Here is a 19,609-nt window from a genome sequence, read left to right on the forward strand (position 1 = left end):
GCCGACCGGACGCCCCCGCCGCGCGCAGCGCCTCGGCCACCCGGTGCGGCGTCAGCTCGCCGGGCGACCGGGCCAGCCGGCCGCGGACCTCCTCGACCAGCCCGGCGACCTCGTCGAGGAGGTCGGGACCGGCCGCCGGCAGCGTCATGCGGCCACCTCCTCGGCCGCCGACGCGAGGACCGCCGCCGCGGCCCGGGCCAGCGGTCCCCGTCGCGAGCGGAGCGGCCCGAGACCGAGGTCGAGCGCCTCGGCGAGGCCCTTCTGGTCGCGCATCTGGGCCAGCACGGGCAGCTTCACCGCGTGCTCCACCGCGGCCGCCGGCACCGCCTCGCCCCCGGAGGACCACCCCGATGTCGGGGTGGTCGGCGAAGCTGCGCCCGCATCCGCGCCGTCGAGCTCACCCCCGGCACGCCTCCGCGGACGAGCAGCACCAGCCGGTCGCAGCGCGCCGCGAGCTCGTCGACGAGCCGGTCGGGGCTGCGCGGCAGGTCGACGACCACGGTGCGATGGCCGCGCCGGGCCGCCGACAACGCCTCCCGGACGGCGAACGCCTGGAGGCTCTGCGGCCGCGCCTCGGCGTACCAGGACAGGACGCCGAGCCGGCCGCGTCGGGGCAGCGCCTCCCGCAGCGCCCGCGCGCTGAGCCGCCCCGTCGTCTGGCAGAGGGCGTCCCACCGGAAGCCGTCGGTGCGTTCCAGCCCGAGCATCCGGTCGAGGCCCGGCCCCTGCGGGTCGCAGTCGAGCAGCACGGTGTCGTCGTGGGCGGCGGCCCACTGGCCGAGCGCGCAGGCGAAGGTCGTCGCCCCGGCACCGCCCGACCCGCCGATCACGCCGATCACCCGGCCCCGCGCGGGCTGCCGCTCGGTGAGGTCGGCGAGCAGCTCGACCAGCCACGCCGCCGACCGCTGCAGGTCGACCACCTGCTCGGCGCCGATATGCAGGGCGGTGCGGAACAGCTCGTCGGGCACAGTGCGGTGGGCGACGACGTAGACGTGGCGGCGGCGGTCGGGGGCGATCCGGGCCACTGCCTCGGCGAGGTCGGCGCCGACGAGCACGGCGGGCGCGCGGCTCCAGGTGGCGAGCGCCGCCAACGGGTCGTGCGCCGTCACCGGGACGACGTCGGCGGCCGCCGCGAGCGGCAGGAGCTGGGCGAGCAGCTCCTCGTCGGCGGTGAGGATCAGCGGTGCAGGGGACACGGGGTCGTGCGTGGTGGCCATGACCGCACTGTCGACCGGTTCGACGGCGCCCGCAGCCCCGACCGGGCGGCGCTGTGGAGATCGCCCGTCACGGGGCGGGCTGTGGACGGTTCCGGGACCGCCCGGTGGTTCCCGGGGGACGTCGTACCCGGCCGCCCCTACGATGTCGGGCATGGGCCGTGAGGCGGCGTTCTTCGACCTCGACAAGACGATCATCGCGAAGTCGAGCGCGCTCGCGTTCTCCAAGCCGTTCCAGGCCGGGGGCCTGATCTCCCGCGCGGCGGTGCTGCGGTCGGCGTACGCCCAGTTCGTCTTCCTCGTCGGCGGCGCGGACCACGACCAGATGGAGAAGATGCGGCAGTTCATGTCGCAGCTGGTCGCGGGGTGGGACGTCGCGACCGTCAAGGAGATCGTCGCCGAGACCCTCCACAACATCGTCGACCCGATCGTCTACGACGAGGCGGTGCAGCTGATCGAGGAGCACCACGCCGCCGGGCGCGACGTCGTCATCGTCTCCTCCTCGGGCACCGACGTGGTCGAGCCGATCGGCGCGATGCTCGGCGCCGACCGGGTCGTCGGCACCCGCCTCGAGATCGTCGACGGCCAGTACACCGGCGAGATCGACTACTACGCGTACGCCGAGGAGAAGGCCAACGCGATCCGCGCCCTCGCCGAGGAGCAGGGCTACGACCTGTCGGCCTGCTACGCCTACAGCGACTCCGCCACCGACGTCCCGATGCTCGAGGCGGTGGGCCACCCCTACGCCGTCAACCCCGACCGCGACCTGCGCCGGCACGCGGCGGCCCAGGCGTGGCCGGTGCTGGTGTTCAGCAAGCCGGTCGCGCTGCGCAGCCGGGTGCCGCTGCCGCCTGCGAAGCCGACGCTCGCGGCGCTCGCCGTCGGCGGGGTGGTGGCCGTCGGGGCCGCCGTCTACCTGGGGGTCCGGCGCCGGGTCGCCTCCTGAGGTCCGGGCGGGCGGTGCTCGCCAACCCGCCCACTGAACCCGTCCCCAAGGTAAAAGACAACCCTTGAAGGTGCCGCGCGACCGGCGTACAAAGGAAGCACGAGGTCGGACGGATCACCCGGCGCAGGTGTTCCCCCTCGGCCCCACAACACAAGATCAGCACGTGAACCCGGTACCCACGCGGCGATCCACCCTTCCCAACAGGGCGCATGCCATCGGGAATTGCCCGGGGCAGCAATTGATGATGCACGCCTGGTAGCCAGGGATCACGTGTCCGCGGTGGCACCCGAGAGAACGTCGGCTCGGGTGCCACCTGCATGTCCGGGTCGAGTAGGGACTCTTGCACTGTCGAGAAGGGGCTTTCGCACCGCCGAGAAGTGCCCACTCGACGGTCGAGAAGTGCCTACTCGACGGTGAGGAAGTGCCTACTCAACCCCGCAGCGGGCTGGCCTCGGCGGCGGCCGCGTAGGCCTCGGCGGCGTAGAGCAGCCAGGAGTGGACGCCGGCGGGGCCGCCGCTGGCGTAGCCGCGGAGGTTGGACTCGTACTGCGGCCGCAGCGCGAGGTGGGCGGCTTCCGGGACGACGAGCGACTTCTCGTCGACGCCCTTCGCGGCCAGGAGCAGCCGCTCGACGGCGCGGGCGACCAGTCCGTTGTGCGACGCGAACGGCGCGTTGACGGCGAGCTCGGCGTGCACGACGGCGGCGACCGCGAGCGCCGGCGCCTCCGTGGTGGCGGTGGCCAGGCCGGCGACGGTGCGCAGCAGGTCGGCCGAGCCGGCGTCGCGGGGGGCGGCCCAGCCGGTCGGGCGGCAGCGAGCCGGCGGCGGCGACCGCGTGCAGCCGGGCGAGTGCCTGCAGCGGCGCACGGCGCAGCACCGGCACCAGGCCGAGCAGCTCCGTCGACACCCGTACGGCGTCCGCGGCGACCTCGTCGCCCGCCCCCCGCGCGGACCTGGTCCAGGGTCGACCCCGACCCTTCGAGCACGGCGCTCGCGTGGGCGCCGCGGAGCAGCGACTCCGCCGTCGTCTCCGGCGTCGTGCGCCGCAGGCTGCGGTCGCGCAGCACCACGTCGATGCCGTCGCGGGCGCCGGCGAAGCCGGACGGGACCCCTTCGAGCGACACCAACCAGGCCAACGGGTCCGCGCTCACCGCCCAGAGGCTACCGAGGGACTACCGTGAGCCCCGATGGCACCCAACGACTCCCCCGCGACCCCCGAGCCGCGCCCGGCCCTCTCCTTCGGCGGCGTGGTCGACTCCTACGAGCGCGGCCGCCCGGGCTACCCGGTCGACGCGGTGCGCTGGCTGACCGGCGACGAGCCGCTGACGGTCCTCGAGCTGGGTGCCGGCACCGGCAAGCTGACCCGCGAGCTGGTCGCCCTCGGCCACGACGTCCACGCGACTGACCCCGACGCGGCGATGCTCGACGTGCTCGCCCGCAACTACGCCGTCACCCGGATCTCGCAGACCACCGCCGAGGAGATCCCCGCCCCCCGACAGCTCGTTCGACATCGTGATCGCCGCCCAGTGCTACCACTGGTTCGACCACGACCGGGCGCTCCCCGAGATCGCCCGGGTGCTCAAGCGGGGCGGGTCGCTCAGCCTGGTCTGGAACACCCGCGACGAGCGGATCCCGTGGGTCAAGCGGCTGGGCCGCCTCATCGGCAACCAGGACCAGGGCGCCGGTCCCGGCGAGGCGCTGGAGTCGTCGCCGTACTTCGGGCCGGTCGAGCAGGAGACCTTCAAGCACTGGCAGACGGTCAACCGGGAGTCCATCCAGGACCTGGTGCTCTCCCGCTCCAACGTCGCGGTGCTGCCGGCGGAGGCGCGGGAGGCCAAGCTCCGCGAGGTGCTCGCGTTCTACGACGACTTCGGCCGCGGCATGGACGGCATGCAGCTGCCCTACGTGACCCAGTGCTTCCGCGCCGTGGTCGGCATCAAGCCGCAGCCCCGCCCGGCCGCCCCGGCCGCCCCGGCCGCCGACACCGCCGGCAGCAGCTCTGCCGCAGCCGCCGGCACGGCGGCGGAGGGGGGGCGACGAGGGCGAGCCGACCCAGCCCGTCGTCCGCGAGGCGACCGACTCGTCGTCGGTCGTGGACCCCCCGACCGACGACGACTCCGGGATGCTGCTCATCGACTTCCGCTGACCCGACCGGCACGATGACGCCATGCGCAGCTGGCGGCGGGGCCACCTGGGGTCCGAGGCGGACCGCGCCGCGTTCCGCGCGCTCCACCAGGCTTCGCTGGCCTCGCCCGCACTCCGGGAGGGTCTCACCGCCGCGAGCGCGGAGCGGGCGATCAAGCACCTCCGCACGCTGCTCGGCACGCCGGCGCTGGCGCTGACCGACACCGCGACCACGCTGGCCTGGGACGGCACCGGCGGGCACCACCGCGACCAGGCCGGCGAGCTGGCGGTCGCGCTGGTCGACCCGGGCCGGTCCGACGCCGGCGCGCCACGCGGCTGGACCCGCACCGTGGAGCCGGGCCAGCTGCCGTGCACCGCGGCCGGCTGCCCCGTCCGCACCGGCGTCGTGAGCCCGCTGGTCGTCGACGACCGGGTGATCGGCACCGTGCAGGCGTTCGCCCCCCACCCCCCACCGCCGGCCTGATCCGGGCGACCGACGAGGTGGCGCAGTGGGTGTCGGGCCAGCTCGAGCTGGCCGAGCTCGACGCCAGCCGCAACCGCGCGATGGAGGCGGAGGTGCGGGCGCTGCGGGCGCAGATCAGCCCGCACTTCGTCTACAACTCCCTCGGCGCGATCGCGAGCTTCGTGCGCACCGACCCCGACCGGGCGCGCGAGCTGCTGCTGGAGTTCGCCGACTTCACCCGCTACTCCTTCCGCCGGCACGGCGACTTCACCACGCTTGCCGAGGAGCTGCGGTCGGTCGAGCGCTACCTGCTGCTCGAGCAGGCGCGGTTCGGCGACCGGCTGCAGGTGACGCTCAACATCGCACCGGAGGTGCTGCCGGTCGTCATCCCGTTCCTCAGCATCCAGCCGCTCGTGGAGAACGCCGTCCGCCACGGCCTGGAGCACGCGAGCAGCGTCGACGAGGCCGGCCACCTCCGGATCCTCGCCCACGACCGGGGCCACGAGTGCGTGGTCGAGGTGGAGGACGACGGTGCCGGCGAGGACCCGGAGAAGGTACGCCGGGCGCTCGCCGGCGACGCCTCCCTGGACTCGATCGGGCTGGGCAACGTGGACGCACGGCTGCGGGCGACGTTCGGCGACGACTACGGTCTCGTCGTGGAGACGGCGCGCGGGGCCGGGACCAAGGTGGTCGTCCGCGTGCCCAAGTTCGCACCGGGGGTGAGTGCGGGGTGACGGCAGGGGACACCGGAGGGCTGCGGGTGCTGGTCGTCGACGACGAGCAGCCGGCGCTCGACGAGCTCGGCTTCCTGCTCCGCGCCGACGACCGGGTCGGCGAGGTCATCACCTGCCGCTCCGCGACCGACGGCCTGCGCACGCTGCGGGAGACCGACGTCGACGCGGTGTTCCTCGACGTGCAGATGCCCGGGTTGAGCGGCCTGGAGCTCGCGGAGGTGCTCGGCCGGTTCAAGCAGCCGCCGCCGGTGGTGTTCGTGACCGCCCACGAACAGCACGCCGTCGACGCGTTCGACCTGCACGCGGTCGACTACGTGCTCAAGCCGGTGCGGGCCGAGCGGCTCGCCGAGGCGGTGCGCCGGGTCGTGTCCGGCAGCGACCGCCGCCCGGCGCCCGACGACGCCCAGATCCCGGTCGAGCGGGCCGGCGTGACCCGGTTCGTCGACCGCGGCGACATCACGCACGTGGAGGCGCAGGGCGACTACGCCCGCCTCCACACCGACGGCGGCGAGTCCTACCTGGTGCGGATCCCGCTCTCGACGCTGGAGGAGGAGTGGCGCCCGGCCGGGTTCTGGCGGATCCACCGGTCCCTGCTGGTCGCGCTCGCCCACGTCGACGAGGTGCGCACCGACGGCGGACGGTGCACGGTCGTCGTACGCGGCGTCGAGCTCCCGGTCGCCCGGCGGCACACCCGCGAGCTCCGCGACGTGCTCGTACGCCGCGCGCGGGGGCTGGCGTGAGCGAGGACCGGCCGCAGCGGGTGCGGGTCACCGGCCCGCCCCGGCAGTCGTCGGCCCGCCCGCGCAGCCGGCTCGGCGACGTCCACGAGCAGACCCCGCTGGGCGGGGTCTACCTGCGCTCGCTGCTCCGCGAGCAGCTCGTCCTCGCGGTCGGCATCCTGGTCGTCGTCGCGGTCACGATCGGCGCGCTGCCCCTGGTGTTCCACCTCTGGCCCGAGCTCGCCGACATCGACATGGCCGGGCTGCCGCTGGCATGGGTGCTGCTCGGCGGGCTGGTCTACCCGTTCCTGCTGCTCCTCGGCTGGCGCTACGTGCGCCAGGTCGAGCGCAACGAACGCGACTTCGCCGACCTCGTCGAGGGCGCGGAGCCGTGAGCGGAGACGCCGTACCCGGTCTGCTCGCGGTGCTCGCCGTCACCGTCGCGACCGTGGCGATCGGCACGTGGGGGCTGCGGTTCTCGCGGACGACGAGCGACTTCTTCGTGGCCTCGCGGACCGTCCACCCCCGCCTCAACGCCTCCGCGATCGGGGGCGAGTACCTCTCCGCGGCGTCGTTCCTCGGCATCGCCGGGCTGCTGCTGGTCGGCGGCGCCGAGATGCTCTGGTACCCGGTCGGCTGGACCGCCGGCTACCTGGTGCTGCTCGTGCTGGTCGCCGCTCCGCTGCGCCGCTCGGGTGCCTACACGCTGCCCGACTTCGCCGAGGCGCGGCTCGGGTCGCGGGTGGTGCGCGCGGCGTCGTCGCTGCTCGTGGTGGGCGTCGGGTGGCTCTACCTCGTGCCGCAGTTCCGCGGCGCCGGGCTCACGCTCAGGTCGGCGATCGGCCTGCCGGAGTGGGTGGGGCCGGTGATCGTCGGGCTGGTGGTGCTGGTGAACGTGATGTCCGGCGGGATGCGGTCGATCACCTTCGTCCAGGCGTTCCAGTACTGGCTCAAGCTCACCGCGCTGCTGGTGCCGGCGATGGTGCTGCTCGTCGTCTGGTGGGGCGACGGCCGGCCGGCGGGCGACGGCGGCGGCGCCGCCTGGTCGGTGCCGGTCGCCGACGGCGGCGGCATCGGCCTCTACACGACGTACTCCCTCATCGTCGCGCTGTTCCTCGGCACCATGGGGCTGCCACACGTGGTCGTGCGGTTCTACACCAACCCCGACGGCCGGGGCGCGCGACGCACGACGCTGGCGGTGCTCGCACTGCTGGGGCTGTTCTACCTCTGGCCGCCGGTGTACGCCGCCCTCGGCCGCGTGTACGGCGACCGGCTGGTCGCGCGCGGCGACGCCGACGTCCTCGTGCTTGAGCTGCCGCGGCTGGTGGTCGACGGCATCGGCGGCGAGCTGCTGACGGCCCTGGTGACCGCGGGTGCGTTCGCGGCGTTCCTCTCCACGGCGTCGGGGCTGGCGATCGCGGTGTCGGGCGTCATCACCCAGGACGTGACCAGCCGGCTCGTGGGCGAGCGCGGGCCGCGCGGCACGGTGGCGACCGCGTTCCGGCTGGCCGCGGTCGTGGCGGTGGTCGTGCCGGTCGTCGTCGCGCTCACCGTGGAGGACGTCGGGGGTCGCGCAGTCGGTGGGGCTCGCGTTCGCCGTGGCGGCGTCGACGTTCTGCCCGCTGCTGGTGCTCGGCATCTGGTGGCGCGGGCTGACCGACGCCGGCGCCCTCGTCGGCCTCGCCGTCGGCGGCCTCGGCGCCGGCAGCGCCGCGGTGCTCCACCTCGTCGGGGTGCGGCTCGAGGGCTGGCCCGGCGCCCTGCTCGAGCACCCGGCCGCCTGGAGCGTCCCGCTCGCCTTCGCCGTGATGGTGCTCGTCTCGCTCGCCACCCCGGGCCGCGTGCCGCTGCACGCGCGGCGGTTCCTCGTCCGGCTGCACACGCCGGAGGTGCTGGAGCCTGAGGGGGTGTAACTCAGTGTTCGGACCGCTACCCGGGCGCTGGGACACGTCACAACACGGCGGTAGCAGCTCGAACACTGAGTTACATCACCGCGCCGGCCGCGACAGCCGGTCGAGGAACGCCACCATCACCGCCTCCCGCAGCGCGGGGGCGGCGAGGTCGAGCAGCGCGTTGACCTCGGCCCGGCGCGCCGGCAGCGCGAAGCCGCCACCGCCGCCGCTCGCCAGCCCGGCCGCCGCGAGCAGGCCGTCGAAGTCGGCGTCGGTGAGGCCGGCCGGGTCGAGTGCGGCGATCAGTGCCGCGACGCCCGGGTCGACCTCGACCGGTCCGCGGGCGACGGCGGCCGCGACCGAGTCCGCGAGCGCCGCACGCAGCTCGGGCACGTGGTCGGCGGTCGCCGCGCTCACCGACAGGTGGACGCTCGCCTTCCGCCCGCGGTGCGACAGCTGCGGCTGCACGTGCCACCCGCGCTCCTGCATCTCGTCGACGACCGTGAACGGGTCGCACGTGTCGTCGGTGGTGAAGGCCACCAGGGTGGAGTCGGGCGGGGCGACCAGCCGCAGCGCCGGTGCCTCCTCGACCGCGGCGACCACGGCGTCGGTCGCCTCGAGCGCCTTGCGGGTCAGCTCGAGGTAGCCGTCGTCGCCGAGCGCCTGCACCACCGCCCAGGCGCCCGCGACCGGTCCGCCCGACCGCGTCGACTGCATCGTCGGGTTCAGCATCGTGTAGCCGGGCCAGTCCGCCCACGCGAACAGCTGCGGCCGGCGAAGCGACGCGTCGCGGTGCAGCAGCAGCGACGCGCCCTTGGGGGCGTAGCCGTACTTGTGCAGGTCGACCGACACCGACGTGACGCCCTCGACCGCGAACGTCCACGGCTGCACCGGCCGGCCCAGCCGGGCGGCGTACGGCAGCACCCAGCCGCCGATGCAGGCGTCGACGTGGCACCGGATCCCGCGGTCGCGCGCCAGCGCCGCGAGCGCCGGGACCGGGTCGACGACGCCGTGGGCGTACGACGGCGCGCTCGCCACGACCAGCACCGTGGTGTCGTCGACCGCCTCCGCGGTGGCCGCCGGGTCGGCGCGGTGGTCGGCGCCGGTCGGGACCACCCGGGCCTCGACGCCGAAGTAGTGCGCGGCCTTGTGGAACGCGGCGTGCGCCGTGTCCGGCAGCACCATCGACGGCCGGTGGACGCCGGGCGCCCCGTCGCGCGCGGCCTGCACCGCCAGCAGCACCGACTCGGTGCCGCCGGAGGTGACCGTGCCGACCGCATCCTCGGGCGCCTCGAGCAGCCGCGCCGCGAACCCCACCAGCTCGTTCTCCATCTGCAGCAGGCTGGGGAACGCCGTCGGGTCGAGACCGTTGGTCGACGCGAACGCCGCAACCGCCTCCCGCGCGACCCGGTCGACCTCCGGCAGGCCGGAGTCGAACACGTAGGCCAGCGTGCGGCCGGTGTGGACGGGCAGGTCGTCGGCGCGCAGGTCCGCGAGCCGGGCGAGCGGGCTGGTCGGGCTCTGCGGGCTGGTCGGGCTGGTCATCGGACTCCTTCCGGCAGGTCGACGTCCGCGGCCTCGAGCCGGTAGCGGGCCAGCCACCACAGGCTGCCGAGCACCAGCAGCATCGGGAGCAGCGAGAACCCGAGCGTGATCGCGGTGAGCGCCGACTCGGGCTGCGCCACGTCGTCGGTCGTGCTGGAACGGTAGCCGCCGACCGCCAGCACGAGTGCGAACAGGCCCGGCCCGAGCGCCAGGCCGAGCGTCTCGCCGGCCGTCCACACGCCGGTGTAGACGCCGACCCGGTTGCTGCCCGTACGCCGCGCGTCGACGGCCGCGGCGTCCGGCAGCATCGCCATCGGGAACACCTGGCAGCCCGCGTAGCCCACCCCCCACCAGCCCGGTGGCCGCGAACACCACCGCCGGCGGCGCCGACTGCGCGGTCGCCGCCAGTCCCGCCCCGGCTGCGAGCACGAGGGAGGAGAGCAGGTAGCCGCGGCGCTTGCCGATCCGGGCGCCGAGCGCCGACCACAGCGGCGTGAGCACCAGCGCCGGTCCCACGAAGCACACGAACAGGATCGTCGCCGCGCCGTCGCGGTCGAGCACGTCGCCGGCGAGGTAGTCGACCCCCGCGAGCATGCACCCGGTCGCCAGCGCCTGCACCACGAACGTCGTCAGCAGCAGCCGGAAGTCCCGCGCTCCAGCGACGATCGCGAGCTGGTCGCGCAGCGTCCCGGCCCCCGGCTGCACCGTGCCGACCGGCGCGCGGCGGGTGCCGACGTACGCACCGACGACGCCGACCGCGATCACGGCCGCCATCGCGAGCCCCATCAGCCGGTAGCCGTCGCGCCCGCCCACCGCGTCCCGGATCGCCGGGGCGCTGGCGCCGGCGAGCATGATCGTCAACGCCAGGATCGCGACCCGCCAGGTCATCAGCCGGGTGCGCTCGTCGTAGGACCGCGTCACCTCCGCCGGCATCGCGACGTAGGGCACCTGGAAGAACGCGTACGCCGTCGCCGCGAGCAGGAAGAACACCAGCACCCACGCCGCCTCCCCCGCCTGCGGCAGGTCCGGTGCGGCGAAGATCAACGCGAAGCAGGCGGCCAGCGGCAACCCGGCGCGCAGCAGCCACGGCCGTCGAGGCCCGCGCGGGTCGGCCGTGCGGTCGCTGATCCGTCCCGCGACCGGGTTGAGCAGCACGTCCCACGCCTTCGGCGCGAACACGATCACGCCCGCCAACGCCGCCGCGATCCCCAACGTGTCGGTCAGGTAGGGCAGCAGCATCAGCCCCGGCACCGTGCCGAACGCCCCCGTCGCGACCGACCCCGACCCGTAGCCGATCCGCACGCTCCGCGGCAGGTCGGGGCTCGGCATGGTCGGAGGCTAGGGCATCGGGTGGGTGGGGAGGGGGTGGTTCGGGGGTGTGGTTCGGGGCGGTCCGGGGGGTCGAGCCTCAGGTGGCGCAGGTTCATCAAGGTATGTCGACGAACCCGCGCCTCCCACGGCGTACCCACCATGGGAAGCGACAACTCACCGACATACCTTGATGAATCTGCGCCACGAGGGGCTGCTCATACGGCCGGTGGGGCCGGGAGGCCGACCTTCCCAGCCAGCCGGCCATAGATCCGCCGGATGGCATCGCGTGCGACCTCCCGCACCCGGTGCGGACCACCGAGCAGCTGCTGGGCTGGCAGGTAGAGGTCGAGGCTGGCGCCGTACCGCACCCGTACCGCAGCCCGGTCCTCCACCCACAGGTACATCTCGACGTCGTCGTCGTAGATGACCGCCTCGTGCTCGATCATCCACGCCCGCCAGGCAGGCTCGCGGAACAGCTCCTGCCACGCAGCGTGTACCTGGTCCTGGACGCCGGGCGGTGTGCCGGCCGACAGCCACCCGATCGAGACGCGGCTGCCGATCCATGCGTCGTCGGGCAGGTCGGCGGACGGTGGCATGACCTGCGGCACGGCGACTCCTGGGAAGCACAGATGGCTCGGGCGGGCTGGTGCGCGAGCAACGCTGCCTCAGGTGGCGCAGATTCATCAAGGTATGTCGACGAACCCGCGCCTCCCACGGCGTACCCACCGTGGGAAGCGACAACTCACCGACATACCTTGATGAATCTGCGCCGCCTGCGACCGAGCCCCGCCCGCGCCGACCCCGAGCCCATCACCCCGCGCCCATCACCCCGAGCCCATCGCCCAGCACATCCCCCCTCACCCCGCGACCGCCAGCCGGTACCCGCGCTTCACCACCGTCTGCACGCACCGGGTGCCGAGGGCGGCGCGGAGGCGGGCGACGGCCATCTCGACGGCGTGCTCGGTGCCGGCGGTGCCGGAGGGGAGGGCGGCGAGGAGGTCGCGGCGGGAGACGACGTTGCCGGGGTTGACGAGCAGCGCCTGGAGGACGGCGTACGGCGCGGGTGAGAGCTTGACCTCGGCGCCGTCGAGGAGGACGTCGTCGCCGTGCAGCAGCAACAGGTGGCCGGCGACCTCGACCGTGGTGCCGGCGGCGCGGGAGGGCAGCTCGAGCTCGAGCTGCTTGACCATCGCCGCGAGCCGGGAGCGGTCGGGGTAGATCGACGGGACGCCCCACATCTCGAACGCGGCGGCGGTGACCGGGCCGACGCAGGCGGCGACCACGTCGGCCTGGAACGCCGAGACCACGTCGTCGCGCCGGCCGGTGGAGCCGGCGGCCTCCATCAGCGCGGCCACGGCGGGCGCCGCGGTGAAAGGTCACGGCGTGCACCTCGCGGGCGGCGACGGCGTCGATCAGGCCGAACATCGGCTCCGGGTCGGTGGCGGGGTCGACCCGGTAGACGGTGACGGTGGTGACGTCGGCGCCGAGCCGGCGCAGCGCGTGGGCGGCCATCGAGAGGGACTGGCCGTGCTCCTGGACGACGATCCGCAGGCCGGTGAGGTCGCGACCGCGGAGATGGGAGAGGACGTCCTCGAACTCCTCCGACTCCGGCGACCACAGCTCCCGCAGCCCGTGCCGTCGAAGGGCGCCGACGCTCTTCGGCCCGCGGGCGAGGATCTCGGCGCGGCCGAGGTGGGCGACGAGGGCGTCGTGGAGCCCCCAGCGCTCGGCGGCGGTCAGCCACGAGTGCATCCCGATGCCGGTGGTCGCGAGGAAGACGTCGACCGGTCGCGCGAGCACCTCCTCGGTCGCGGCCCGCAGCGCGGCCTCGTCGATCCGGTTGGGGTCGACCGACAGCGCCGGCGCGTGCACCACCTCCGCGCCGCGGCGCTCGAGCAGCGCCACCTGCTCGTCGGCCCGCCGCACGGCGGTGACCCCGATCCTGAAGCCGGACAGGGGTGCGTCGCTCACGGCTGGATTGTCCCCGCCGGGCGCCGACGAGGACAGTCCCGTCGACGACGCGGACGTCGTACGTCGGCACCGCGACCGAGCGGTCGTCGAGGCAGACCCCGGTGCGCAGGTCGAACGGCTGCTTGAGCAGCGGGCTCGCCACGAAGGGCACCTCCTCCTCGCCGACGGTGCGGGTGCCGACGATGCCGCGGGAGAGGACGGAGGCCCGGCCGAACGGGTCGAAGTTCGACAGTGCGTGGACCCGGTCGTCCCAGGTGCGGAACACGGCGACCGCCTCGCCCCGCACCAGCGCGGTCACGCCGCTCTCGCGGTGGATCCGGTCGAGGGTGCACACCTCGACCCACGCGGCTCCCGTGTCCCACTCCGCCGGCGCGGGCAGGGGCCCCACCCGGGCGCTCACTCGGCGGCTCCCGCCGGCGCGCCGACCGGGATCGCCGCTCCGAGGGCCACCGGCCCGTCGGTGAGCGCCGCCCGTGCCTGGCCGCGCTCGTCGCGGAAGGTGATGCTGGGGTCGGGCACGTCCGGTGCGTTGACGAACGACACGAACCGGGCGAGCTTGTCGGGGTCCTCCAGCGTCGCCTTCCACTCGTCGAAGTAGGAGTCGACGTGCCGCGCCATCGCGGCCTCCAGCTCGGCGGCGAGGCCGAGGGAGTCGTCGACGACGACCTCCCGGACGCGGTCGAGGCCGCCGACCTCGTCCAGCCACGCCGACGTCCGCTGCAGCCGGTCGGCGGTGCGCACGTAGTAGACGAGGAACCGGTCGAGGTAGCGCACCAGCTCGTCCTTGGTCAGGTCGCCGGCCAGCAGCTGCGCGTGGGCCGGCACGGCGCCGCCGTTGCCGCAGACGTAGAGGTTCCAGCCGTTCTCGGTCGCGATCACGCCGAAGTCCTTGCTCCGCGCCTCGGCGCACTCGCGGGCGCAGCCGGAGACGCCGCCCTTGAGCTTGTGCGGCGAGCGGAGCCCGCGGTAGCGCAGCTCGAGCTCGATCGCGAGCGCCACGGAGTCCTGCACGCCGTAGCGGCACCAGGTCGACCCGACGCACGACTTCACCGTGCGCAGCGACTTCCCGTAGGCGTGCCCGGACTCCATGCCCGCGTCGACGAGCCGCTTCCAGATCCGCGGCAGGTCCTCCATCCGCGCCCCGAACAGGTCGATCCGCTGACCGCCGGTGATCTTGGTGTAGAGCCCGAACTCCTTCGCCACCTCGCCGATCACGATCAGCCGCTCGGGCGTGATCTCCCCGCCGGGGATCCGCGGCACGACCGAGTAGCTGCCGTTCTTCTGCAGGTTGGCGAGGTAGGCGTCGTTGGTGTCCTGCAGCTCGGGGGCGTCGAGCACGTGGTGGTTGAGCAGGCTGGCGAGCACCGAGGCGACCGCCGGTTTGCAGATGTCGCAGCCCCGGCCGCGGCCGTGGGCGGCGACGACCTCGTCGAACCGGGTGTAGCCGTGGACCGCCACCACCTCGAACAGCTCCTGGCGGGTCATCGCGAAGTGCTCGCAGAGCGACCGGTCGACGGTGCGCCCGGTCGCGGCGAAGTGCTCCTCGACGATCTTCTTGACGACCGGCTTGCACGACCCGCAGGTGGCGCCCGCGCGGGTGCAGCGGGTGACGCAGGCCGGGTCGGTGCACGGCCCGCCGTCGTTGGTGGTGGAGCCGTCGGCCACCGCGTCCCTGATCTGGGCCTTGGTGACGGCGTTGCAGGAGCAGACCTGCGCGTCGTCGGGCAGGCCGAGGTCGGCGGCGCCGCCGCGGCCGGCGGGCAGGATCAGCTCCTCGGGGTTGTCGGGCAGCGTGATCCCGCTCCCGACCAGCGGCCGGAGCACGCCGTACGCCGACGCGTCGCCGACCAGGATCCCGCCGAGGAGCTCGTGGCCGCCGTCGGCGTTCTCCCCGGACCACGAGCTTCTTGTAGACGCCGGCGACCGCGTCGGCGTAGACCAGCTCGAGGGCGTCGTCGGTGGTCGCGAACGCGTCGCCGAACGACGCGACGTCGACGCCGAGCAGCTTGAGCTTGGTGGACAGGTCGGCGCCGGTGAACGACCCGGGGCCGTCGAGCAGCGCGTCGACGACGACCTCGGCCATCGCGTAGCCAGGAGCGACCAGGCCGTAGACCCGGCCGGCGGGCGCGGCGCACTCGCCGACCGCCCACACGTGCGGCGCGGAGGTGCGGCACTGCGCGTCGACCAGCACACCGCCGCGCTCACCGAGGTCGAGCCCGGCCGCGCGGGCGAGCCCGTCCCGCGGCCGGATGCCGGCGGAGAGCACGACCAGGTCGACGTCGAGCGGCTCGTCGACGTCGGCGAACCGGAGACCCGTGACGGCGCCCCCGGCACCGCCGTCGAGGCGCTCTGTCGTCACCCCGGTGTGGACACCGAGACCGAGGGCCTCGACGTGGCGGCGGAGGGTGGCGCCGCCGGCGTCGTCGACCTGCACCGCCATCAGCCGCGGCGCCAGCTCGACCACGTGCGTCTCGACACCGAGCTGGTGCAGCGCGTTGGCCGCCTCGAGGCCCAGCAGGCCACCGCCGACCACCGCGCCCGAGCGGGCGGTCCGCGCCGCCTCGCGGATCGCCTCCAGGTCCTCGATCGTGCGGTAGACGAACACGTTGTCGAGGTCGGTTCCCGGCACCGGCGGCACGAACGGCGCGGCGCCGGTGGCCAGCACCAGCTCGTCGTAGCGCAGCTCCTCGCCGTCGCCGAGGAGCACCGTCCGGCGCTCCGGGTCGAGCTCGGTCACCGGCGTGCCGAGCACGAGCCGCACCCGCGGGTCGTCGTACCGTCCCTCGGGCAGGAGGGAGAGCGCCTCGGCCCCGACCTCGAAGAACGAGGTGAGCGCGACCCGGTCGTACGCCGGGCGCGGCTCCTCCCCACGACGACGATGTCGTAGGTCTCGGTGAGCCCGCGCTCGATCGCGGCCTGGACGAAGCGGTGACCGACCATGCCGTGGCCGACCACGACCAGCTGCTTCCTCAGGTGCGGTGCCATCAGGTTCCTCTCGTTGCCAGGGTCCGGCCGCTGTCGAGCAGCTGCCGGACGACGGGGGCGCAGCCACCGCAGCCGGTGGTCGCGCGGGTCGTGTCGCGGACGTCCTCGAGGGAGGAGCACGCCCGCACGCGGCCGGCGGTGACGCCGGCGCAGGCGCACACCTCGGCGTCGTCGGGCAGGGCGGCGGCCATGCCGCCGGAGCCGCCGGAGCCACCCGCGCCACCCGGTCCGCCGGCGCCACCGGCCGGCTCCGGCCGTTCCGGCACCAGCAGCCGCCCCGGCTCGTGGGACCCGAGGACGGTGCCGCGGTCGAAGTGCTGGGTGATCAGGCCGACCCGGGACAGGTCGCCGACCAGCGTCGCGGCGACGATCCGGCCGTCGCGGACAACCAGCCGGCGGTGGGAGCCGGCGACCGGGTTGGCGACCTCCACGACGTCGCCGCCGGCGGCCACCTCGTGCCCGGCGTCGCCGAGCACGGCGACCTCGAGGCCGGTGGCGCGGAGCCGGGCGACGACCCGGCTGCCGTCGTAGGTGACCGGCTCCCCGGCGAGGACGCCGGCCAGGACCTCGGCCTGGTCCCACGCCGACGGCACGAACCCGCTCGTCCGGCCGCCCTCCGACGTTCCCGACGAGTCCTTCGACGACCCCGCCGGGGACGACCGGGTCTCGGCGCAGTCGCCGATCGCGTGCACGTCGGGGTCGGTGACGCTGGCGAGCCGGTCGTCGACGACGATCCCCCGCCGTACGGCCAGCCCCGCCCGCCGGGCCAGCGCGGTCGAGGGCCGGCCGCCGGCGGTGAGCACGACGAGATCGGTGTCGAGGTCGACGCCGTTGTCGAGCCGCAGCACGACCCCCTCGTCCGGAGTCCCTCAGCCGCACGGCGCGGACGCCGGTGTAGACCTCGACGCCGAGCCGGCGCAGGTCGCGGGCGAGGATCCGGCCGGCGGCGGAGCCGACCTGCTGGTGCAGGAGGTGCTCGCCGCCCTCGACGACCTCGGTGTCGAGCCCGCGGGCGCCGAGCGCCCGGGCGACCTGGAGGCCGAGCAGGCCGCCGCCCACCACGACCGCCCGGCGGCGGACCGGTCGGTCCTCGTCGCCGGTCGCGGCCAGCGCCGCGAGGAGCCGCTCGCAGTCGGCGAGCGAGCGGAAGGCGTGCACGGCGTCGTGCAGCGAGCCGTCCATCCGCACCAGTCCGCGCACCGGCGGCAGCGTCGGGATGCTGCCGGTGGCGAGCACGAGGGTGTCGTAGTCGATCGTGGTGCCGTCGACCAGCATCACGTCGCGCCGGGCGCGGTCGACTTCGAGGACCCGGGCACCGAGCCGGAGGTCGATGCCGTGGCCGGCCCACCACTCCTCCGGCCGCATCGCCAGCGCCTCGGGCCGGTGGCTGCCCTCGAGGACGGCCGAGAGCAGGATCCGGTTGTACGGCGCCACCGGCTCGTCGCCGAGCACGGTCACCCGGGCGTCGTGGTGCACGCCCCGGGCGACCAGCCCCTCCACCAGGCGGGTCGCCGCCATCCCCGAGCCGACGACGACGATCCGCCTGGTCACACGCCCACCTCCGCCGCGCACACCTTGAACTCCGGCATCCGGCTCGACGGGTCGAGCGCGTCGTTGGTGAGCCGGTTGGCCCCGACCCAGTGGAACGGCACGAACACGGTGTCGGGCCGGATCGTGGGCACCACCCGCGCCGGCGCCTTCAGCTCGCCGCGGCGCGTGCGGACGACGACCGGGTCGCCGTCGTGGGCCCCGATCCGGTCGGCCAGCATCGGGTGCAGCTCGACGAACGGCCCGTCGTCGGGCAGCGAGCGGATCCGGCGGGTCTGGGCGCCGGACTGGTACTGCGCGAGCACCCGGCCCGTCGTCAGGTGCAGCGGGTACGCCGCGTCCGGCGGCTCGGCGGGCCCGACGTGCTCCTGGACGAGGAACCGCGCCCGGCCGTCGGGCGTCGCGAACCGGTCGGCGAACAGCCGCGGGGTGCCCGGGTGGGGGTCCTCCCCCGCGCCGGTCGCCGGACACGGCCAGAACACGCCGTCCTCGGCCGCGATCCGGTCGTAGCTGATCCCTGAGTAGTCCGCCGCGCCGCCGGCGGAGGGCGCGGCCGAGCTCGGCGAACACCTCCTCCGGGTCGGTGGCGAACGGCACGGGCGACCCCAGCCGCTCTGCCAGCCCCGCGATGACGTCGAGGTCGCTGCGCACCCCGTCGGGAGGGGCGACCGCCCGCCGGCGCAGGACGACGCGGCCCTCGAGGTTGGTCATGGTGCCGGTCTCCTCGGCCCACTGGGTGACCGGCAGGACGACGTCGGCGAGGGCGGCGGTCTCGCTCATCACGATGTCGCAGACGACGAGCAGGTCGAGCGACTCCAGCCGCCGGGTGACGTGACCGGCGTTGGGCGCGGAGACGACGATGTTGGAGCCGTGGACGAGCAGGGCCCGGGGGCCGCCCTCCTCGCCGAGGGCGTCGAGCAGCTCGTACGCCGACCGGCCCTTCCCCGGGAGGGTCTCCGGGGGCACGCCCCAAACACCGGCGACGTGGGCGCGCGCCGCCGGGTCCTCGATCGACCGGTAGCCCGGCAGCTGGTCGGCCTTCTGACCGTGCTCCCGGCCGCCCTGGCCGTTGCCCTGGCCGGTCAGGCAGCCGTAGCCGGCGTGCGGGCGCCCCGGCATCCCGAGCGCGAGCGCGACGTTGATCCACCCGAGCACCGTCGCCGTGCCGTGGGCGTGCTGCTCGGCGCCGCGGGCGGTGAGGACGACGACCCGCTCCGCACCGGCGAGCAGGTCGACGAGGGCGTGCAGCTCGGAGGTCGCGACGCCCGTGGTGCGCTCCACCCGCTCCGGCCACCAGGTCGCGACCGAGCGGCGTACGTCGTCCCAGCCGGTGGTGCGCGCGGCGACGTACGCCTCGTCCACCGCGCCGCGGGCGTCGAGGAGGTGCAGGACGCCGAGCGCGAGGGCGAGGTCGGTGCCGGGCACCGGCTGGAGGACGAGGTCGGCCCGGTCGGCGGTCGGGGTGCGGCGGGGGTCGACGACGACCAGCTGCCCGCCGCCGGCGCGGAGCCGGTCGAGGTGGCGGGCGGCGGGCGGCATCGTCTCGGCGAGGTTGGAGCCGACCAGCACCACCACGTCGGCGCGCTCGACGTCGGCGATCGGGAAGGGCAGCCCGCGGTCGATCCCGAACGCCTGGTTGGCGGCGCTGGCCGCCGAGCTCATGCACCAGCGGCCGTTGTAGTCGACCTGGCTGGTGCCGAGCGCGACGCGGGCGAGCTTGCCTAGCTGGTAGGCCTTCTCGTTGGTGAGGCCGCCGCCCCCGAACACCGCCACCGCGTCGGCTCCGTGCTCGGCCTGCAGCGACCGGAGCCGCCCGGCGACCAGGTCGAGGGCCTCGTCCCACCCGGCGGCGCACAGGCCGCCGGTGGCCCGGTCCCGCACCAGCGGCGTGGTGAGCCGTTCGCGGCTGCCGCGCAGCTCGCCGGCGGTCCAGCCCTTGCGGCACAGGCCGCCCTCGTTGACCGGGAACTCCGGCCACGCGCCGACCTCGAGCCCGCCCCGCCGCTGCGGCGTGAGCGTCATCCCGCACTGCAGGCTGCAGTAGGGGCAGTGCGAGCGCGTCGTGCGCGCTCCCCGGCTCTCGGTCACGTCCCGCATTCCACCGACCGCCCGTTTCGCCGACGCGTCTCCCACCGCGCCCTCCACGTCAACTCCTCC

17 protein-coding genes and 8 pseudogenes are annotated in these 19,609 nt (G+C 74.9%); 9 read left to right on the forward strand and 16 right to left on the reverse strand.

What is annotated here, in order from left to right; all coding sequences use genetic code 11:
• Window positions 1–144: 144 nt before the first annotated feature.
• Both MF408_RS08060 and ssd read right to left on the reverse strand, forming a co-directional pair.
• Window positions 145–297 carry a hypothetical protein gene (locus tag MF408_RS08060; RefSeq protein ID WP_240250948.1) on the reverse strand — a complete coding sequence of 51 codons (153 nt, stop codon included), beginning with the start codon at window positions 295–297 and terminating at the stop codon, window positions 145–147.
• The gene (gene ssd, locus MF408_RS08065) at window positions 294–1,217 is read right to left on the reverse strand and encodes a septum site-determining protein Ssd (protein ID WP_240250949.1); all 924 of its coding nucleotides are present in this window, start codon (window positions 1,215–1,217) and stop codon (window positions 294–296) included. The genes MF408_RS08060 and ssd overlap by 4 nt, the downstream gene beginning before the upstream one ends.
• 151 nt (window positions 1,218–1,368) lie before the next feature.
• On the opposite strand from ssd, the gene MF408_RS08070 reads away from it, so the two are divergent.
• A complete protein-coding gene (locus tag MF408_RS08070; RefSeq protein ID WP_240250950.1) occupies window positions 1,369–2,160 on the forward strand; it encodes an HAD-IB family hydrolase in 792 nt (263 codons plus the stop codon).
• A gap of 429 nt (window positions 2,161–2,589) precedes the next feature.
• On the opposite strand, the gene MF408_RS08075 is transcribed toward MF408_RS08070, so the two are convergent.
• Window positions 2,590–3,027: a hypothetical protein gene (locus tag MF408_RS08075; RefSeq protein ID WP_240250951.1), complete on the reverse strand. Its 438-nt coding sequence runs from the start codon at window positions 3,025–3,027 to the stop codon at window positions 2,590–2,592.
• Between the two features lie 320 nt (window positions 3,028–3,347).
• Here MF408_RS08075 and MF408_RS08080 point away from each other — a divergent pair.
• The 8 genes and pseudogenes from MF408_RS08080 to MF408_RS25145 form a co-directional block, all read left to right on the forward strand.
• Window positions 3,348–3,596: pseudogene (locus tag MF408_RS08080) on the forward strand (class I SAM-dependent methyltransferase); the annotation flags it as partial.
• A 76-nt stretch (window positions 3,597–3,672) separates the two neighbouring features.
• Window positions 3,673–4,323, forward strand: a complete 651-nt coding sequence (locus MF408_RS08085) for a class I SAM-dependent methyltransferase (RefSeq protein ID WP_240250952.1) — start codon at window positions 3,673–3,675, stop codon at window positions 4,321–4,323.
• A 4-nt stretch (window positions 4,324–4,327) separates the two neighbouring features.
• Window positions 4,328–4,768 carry a hypothetical protein gene (locus tag MF408_RS08090; RefSeq protein ID WP_240250953.1) on the forward strand — a complete coding sequence of 147 codons (441 nt, stop codon included), beginning with the start codon at window positions 4,328–4,330 and terminating at the stop codon, window positions 4,766–4,768.
• A gap of 17 nt (window positions 4,769–4,785) precedes the next feature.
• Complete coding sequence (locus tag MF408_RS08095; protein WP_240250954.1) at window positions 4,786–5,481, forward strand: histidine kinase; 696 nt, start codon at window positions 4,786–4,788, stop codon at window positions 5,479–5,481.
• On the forward strand, window positions 5,478–6,221 hold the full coding sequence (locus tag MF408_RS08100) for a LytTR family DNA-binding domain-containing protein (RefSeq protein ID WP_240250955.1): 744 nt from the start codon (window positions 5,478–5,480) through the stop codon (window positions 6,219–6,221). The genes MF408_RS08095 and MF408_RS08100 overlap by 4 nt, the downstream gene beginning before the upstream one ends.
• The gene (locus MF408_RS08105; protein WP_240250956.1) at window positions 6,218–6,595 is read left to right on the forward strand and encodes a hypothetical protein; all 378 of its coding nucleotides are present in this window, start codon (window positions 6,218–6,220) and stop codon (window positions 6,593–6,595) included. The genes MF408_RS08100 and MF408_RS08105 overlap by 4 nt, the downstream gene beginning before the upstream one ends.
• Window positions 6,596–6,702: 107 nt before the next feature.
• Window positions 6,703–7,692, forward strand: a pseudogene (locus MF408_RS08110) (cation acetate symporter); the annotation flags it as partial.
• A 106-nt stretch (window positions 7,693–7,798) separates the two neighbouring features.
• On the forward strand, window positions 7,799–8,113 hold the full coding sequence (locus MF408_RS25145; RefSeq protein WP_275693452.1) for a hypothetical protein: 315 nt from the start codon (window positions 7,799–7,801) through the stop codon (window positions 8,111–8,113).
• 75 nt (window positions 8,114–8,188) lie between these two features.
• Here the strand turns inward: MF408_RS25145 and MF408_RS08115 are convergent, their stop codons facing one another.
• The 13 genes and pseudogenes from MF408_RS08115 to MF408_RS08170 form a co-directional block, all read right to left on the reverse strand.
• The gene (locus MF408_RS08115) at window positions 8,189–9,637 is read right to left on the reverse strand and encodes an aspartate aminotransferase family protein (RefSeq protein ID WP_240251744.1); all 1,449 of its coding nucleotides are present in this window, start codon (window positions 9,635–9,637) and stop codon (window positions 8,189–8,191) included.
• The gene (locus MF408_RS08120; protein WP_345893928.1) at window positions 9,634–9,951 is read right to left on the reverse strand and encodes an MFS transporter; all 318 of its coding nucleotides are present in this window, start codon (window positions 9,949–9,951) and stop codon (window positions 9,634–9,636) included. The genes MF408_RS08115 and MF408_RS08120 overlap by 4 nt, the downstream gene beginning before the upstream one ends.
• 91 nt (window positions 9,952–10,042) lie before the next feature.
• Window positions 10,043–10,966 (reverse strand): annotated as a pseudogene (locus MF408_RS08125) (MFS transporter); the annotation flags it as partial.
• A 197-nt stretch (window positions 10,967–11,163) separates the two neighbouring features.
• Window positions 11,164–11,556 carry a hypothetical protein gene (locus MF408_RS08130; protein WP_240250957.1) on the reverse strand — a complete coding sequence of 131 codons (393 nt, stop codon included), beginning with the start codon at window positions 11,554–11,556 and terminating at the stop codon, window positions 11,164–11,166.
• A gap of 249 nt (window positions 11,557–11,805) precedes the next feature.
• Window positions 11,806–12,291, reverse strand: a complete 486-nt coding sequence (locus MF408_RS08135) for a winged helix-turn-helix domain-containing protein (RefSeq protein ID WP_240251748.1) — start codon at window positions 12,289–12,291, stop codon at window positions 11,806–11,808.
• An 88-nt stretch (window positions 12,292–12,379) separates the two neighbouring features.
• Window positions 12,380–12,919 (reverse strand): annotated as a pseudogene (locus tag MF408_RS08140) (uroporphyrinogen-III synthase); the annotation flags it as partial.
• Window positions 12,920–12,956: 37 nt separating this feature from the next.
• Window positions 12,957–13,319, reverse strand: a pseudogene (gene nirD, locus MF408_RS08145) (nitrite reductase small subunit NirD); the annotation flags it as partial.
• The gene (locus MF408_RS08150) at window positions 13,316–14,743 is read right to left on the reverse strand and encodes a (2Fe-2S)-binding protein (protein ID WP_240250958.1); all 1,428 of its coding nucleotides are present in this window, start codon (window positions 14,741–14,743) and stop codon (window positions 13,316–13,318) included. The pseudogene nirD and the gene MF408_RS08150, both read right to left, overlap by 4 nt.
• A 352-nt stretch (window positions 14,744–15,095) precedes the next feature.
• Window positions 15,096–15,971: pseudogene (locus MF408_RS26780) on the reverse strand (FAD-dependent oxidoreductase); the annotation flags it as partial.
• Complete coding sequence (locus tag MF408_RS25150) at window positions 15,904–16,752, reverse strand: FAD-dependent oxidoreductase (RefSeq protein WP_275693373.1); 849 nt, start codon at window positions 16,750–16,752, stop codon at window positions 15,904–15,906. The pseudogene MF408_RS26780 and the gene MF408_RS25150, both read right to left, overlap by 68 nt.
• 64 nt (window positions 16,753–16,816) lie before the next feature.
• Window positions 16,817–17,422 (reverse strand): annotated as a pseudogene (locus MF408_RS08165) (FAD-dependent oxidoreductase); the annotation flags it as partial.
• 29 nt (window positions 17,423–17,451) lie between these two features.
• Complete coding sequence (locus MF408_RS26785) at window positions 17,452–17,934, reverse strand: molybdopterin oxidoreductase family protein (RefSeq protein WP_345893878.1); 483 nt, start codon at window positions 17,932–17,934, stop codon at window positions 17,452–17,454.
• A gap of 187 nt (window positions 17,935–18,121) precedes the next feature.
• Window positions 18,122–19,549 (reverse strand): annotated as a pseudogene (locus MF408_RS08170) (molybdopterin-dependent oxidoreductase); the annotation flags it as partial.
• Window positions 19,550–19,609 lie beyond the last annotated feature (60 nt).

The sequence above is a fragment of the Nocardioides sp. TF02-7 genome, assembly GCF_022437945.1.
Taxonomy (GTDB): Bacteria; Actinomycetota; Actinomycetes; order Propionibacteriales; family Nocardioidaceae; genus Nocardioides.

What these genes read in the sequence shown, in the direction of transcription:
- ssd (WP_240250949.1), bottom strand. Translation starts at nt 1,217, where the DNA reads ATGGCCACCACGCACGACCCCGTGTCCCCTGCACCGCTGATCCTCACC.
- MF408_RS08070 (WP_240250950.1), top strand. Translation starts at nt 1,369, where the DNA reads ATGGGCCGTGAGGCGGCGTTCTTCGACCTCGACAAGACGATCATCGCG.
- MF408_RS08090 (WP_240250953.1), top strand. Translation starts at nt 4,328, where the DNA reads ATGCGCAGCTGGCGGCGGGGCCACCTGGGGTCCGAGGCGGACCGCGCC.
- MF408_RS08115 (WP_240251744.1), bottom strand. Translation starts at nt 9,637, where the DNA reads ATGACCAGCCCGACCAGCCCGCAGAGCCCGACCAGCCCGCTCGCCCGG.
- MF408_RS08120 (WP_345893928.1), bottom strand. Translation starts at nt 9,951, where the DNA reads ATGGCGATGCTGCCGGACGCCGCGGCCGTCGACGCGCGGCGTACGGGC.
- MF408_RS08135 (WP_240251748.1), bottom strand. Translation starts at nt 12,291, where the DNA reads ATGGAGGCCGCCGGCTCCACCGGCCGGCGCGACGACGTGGTCTCGGCG.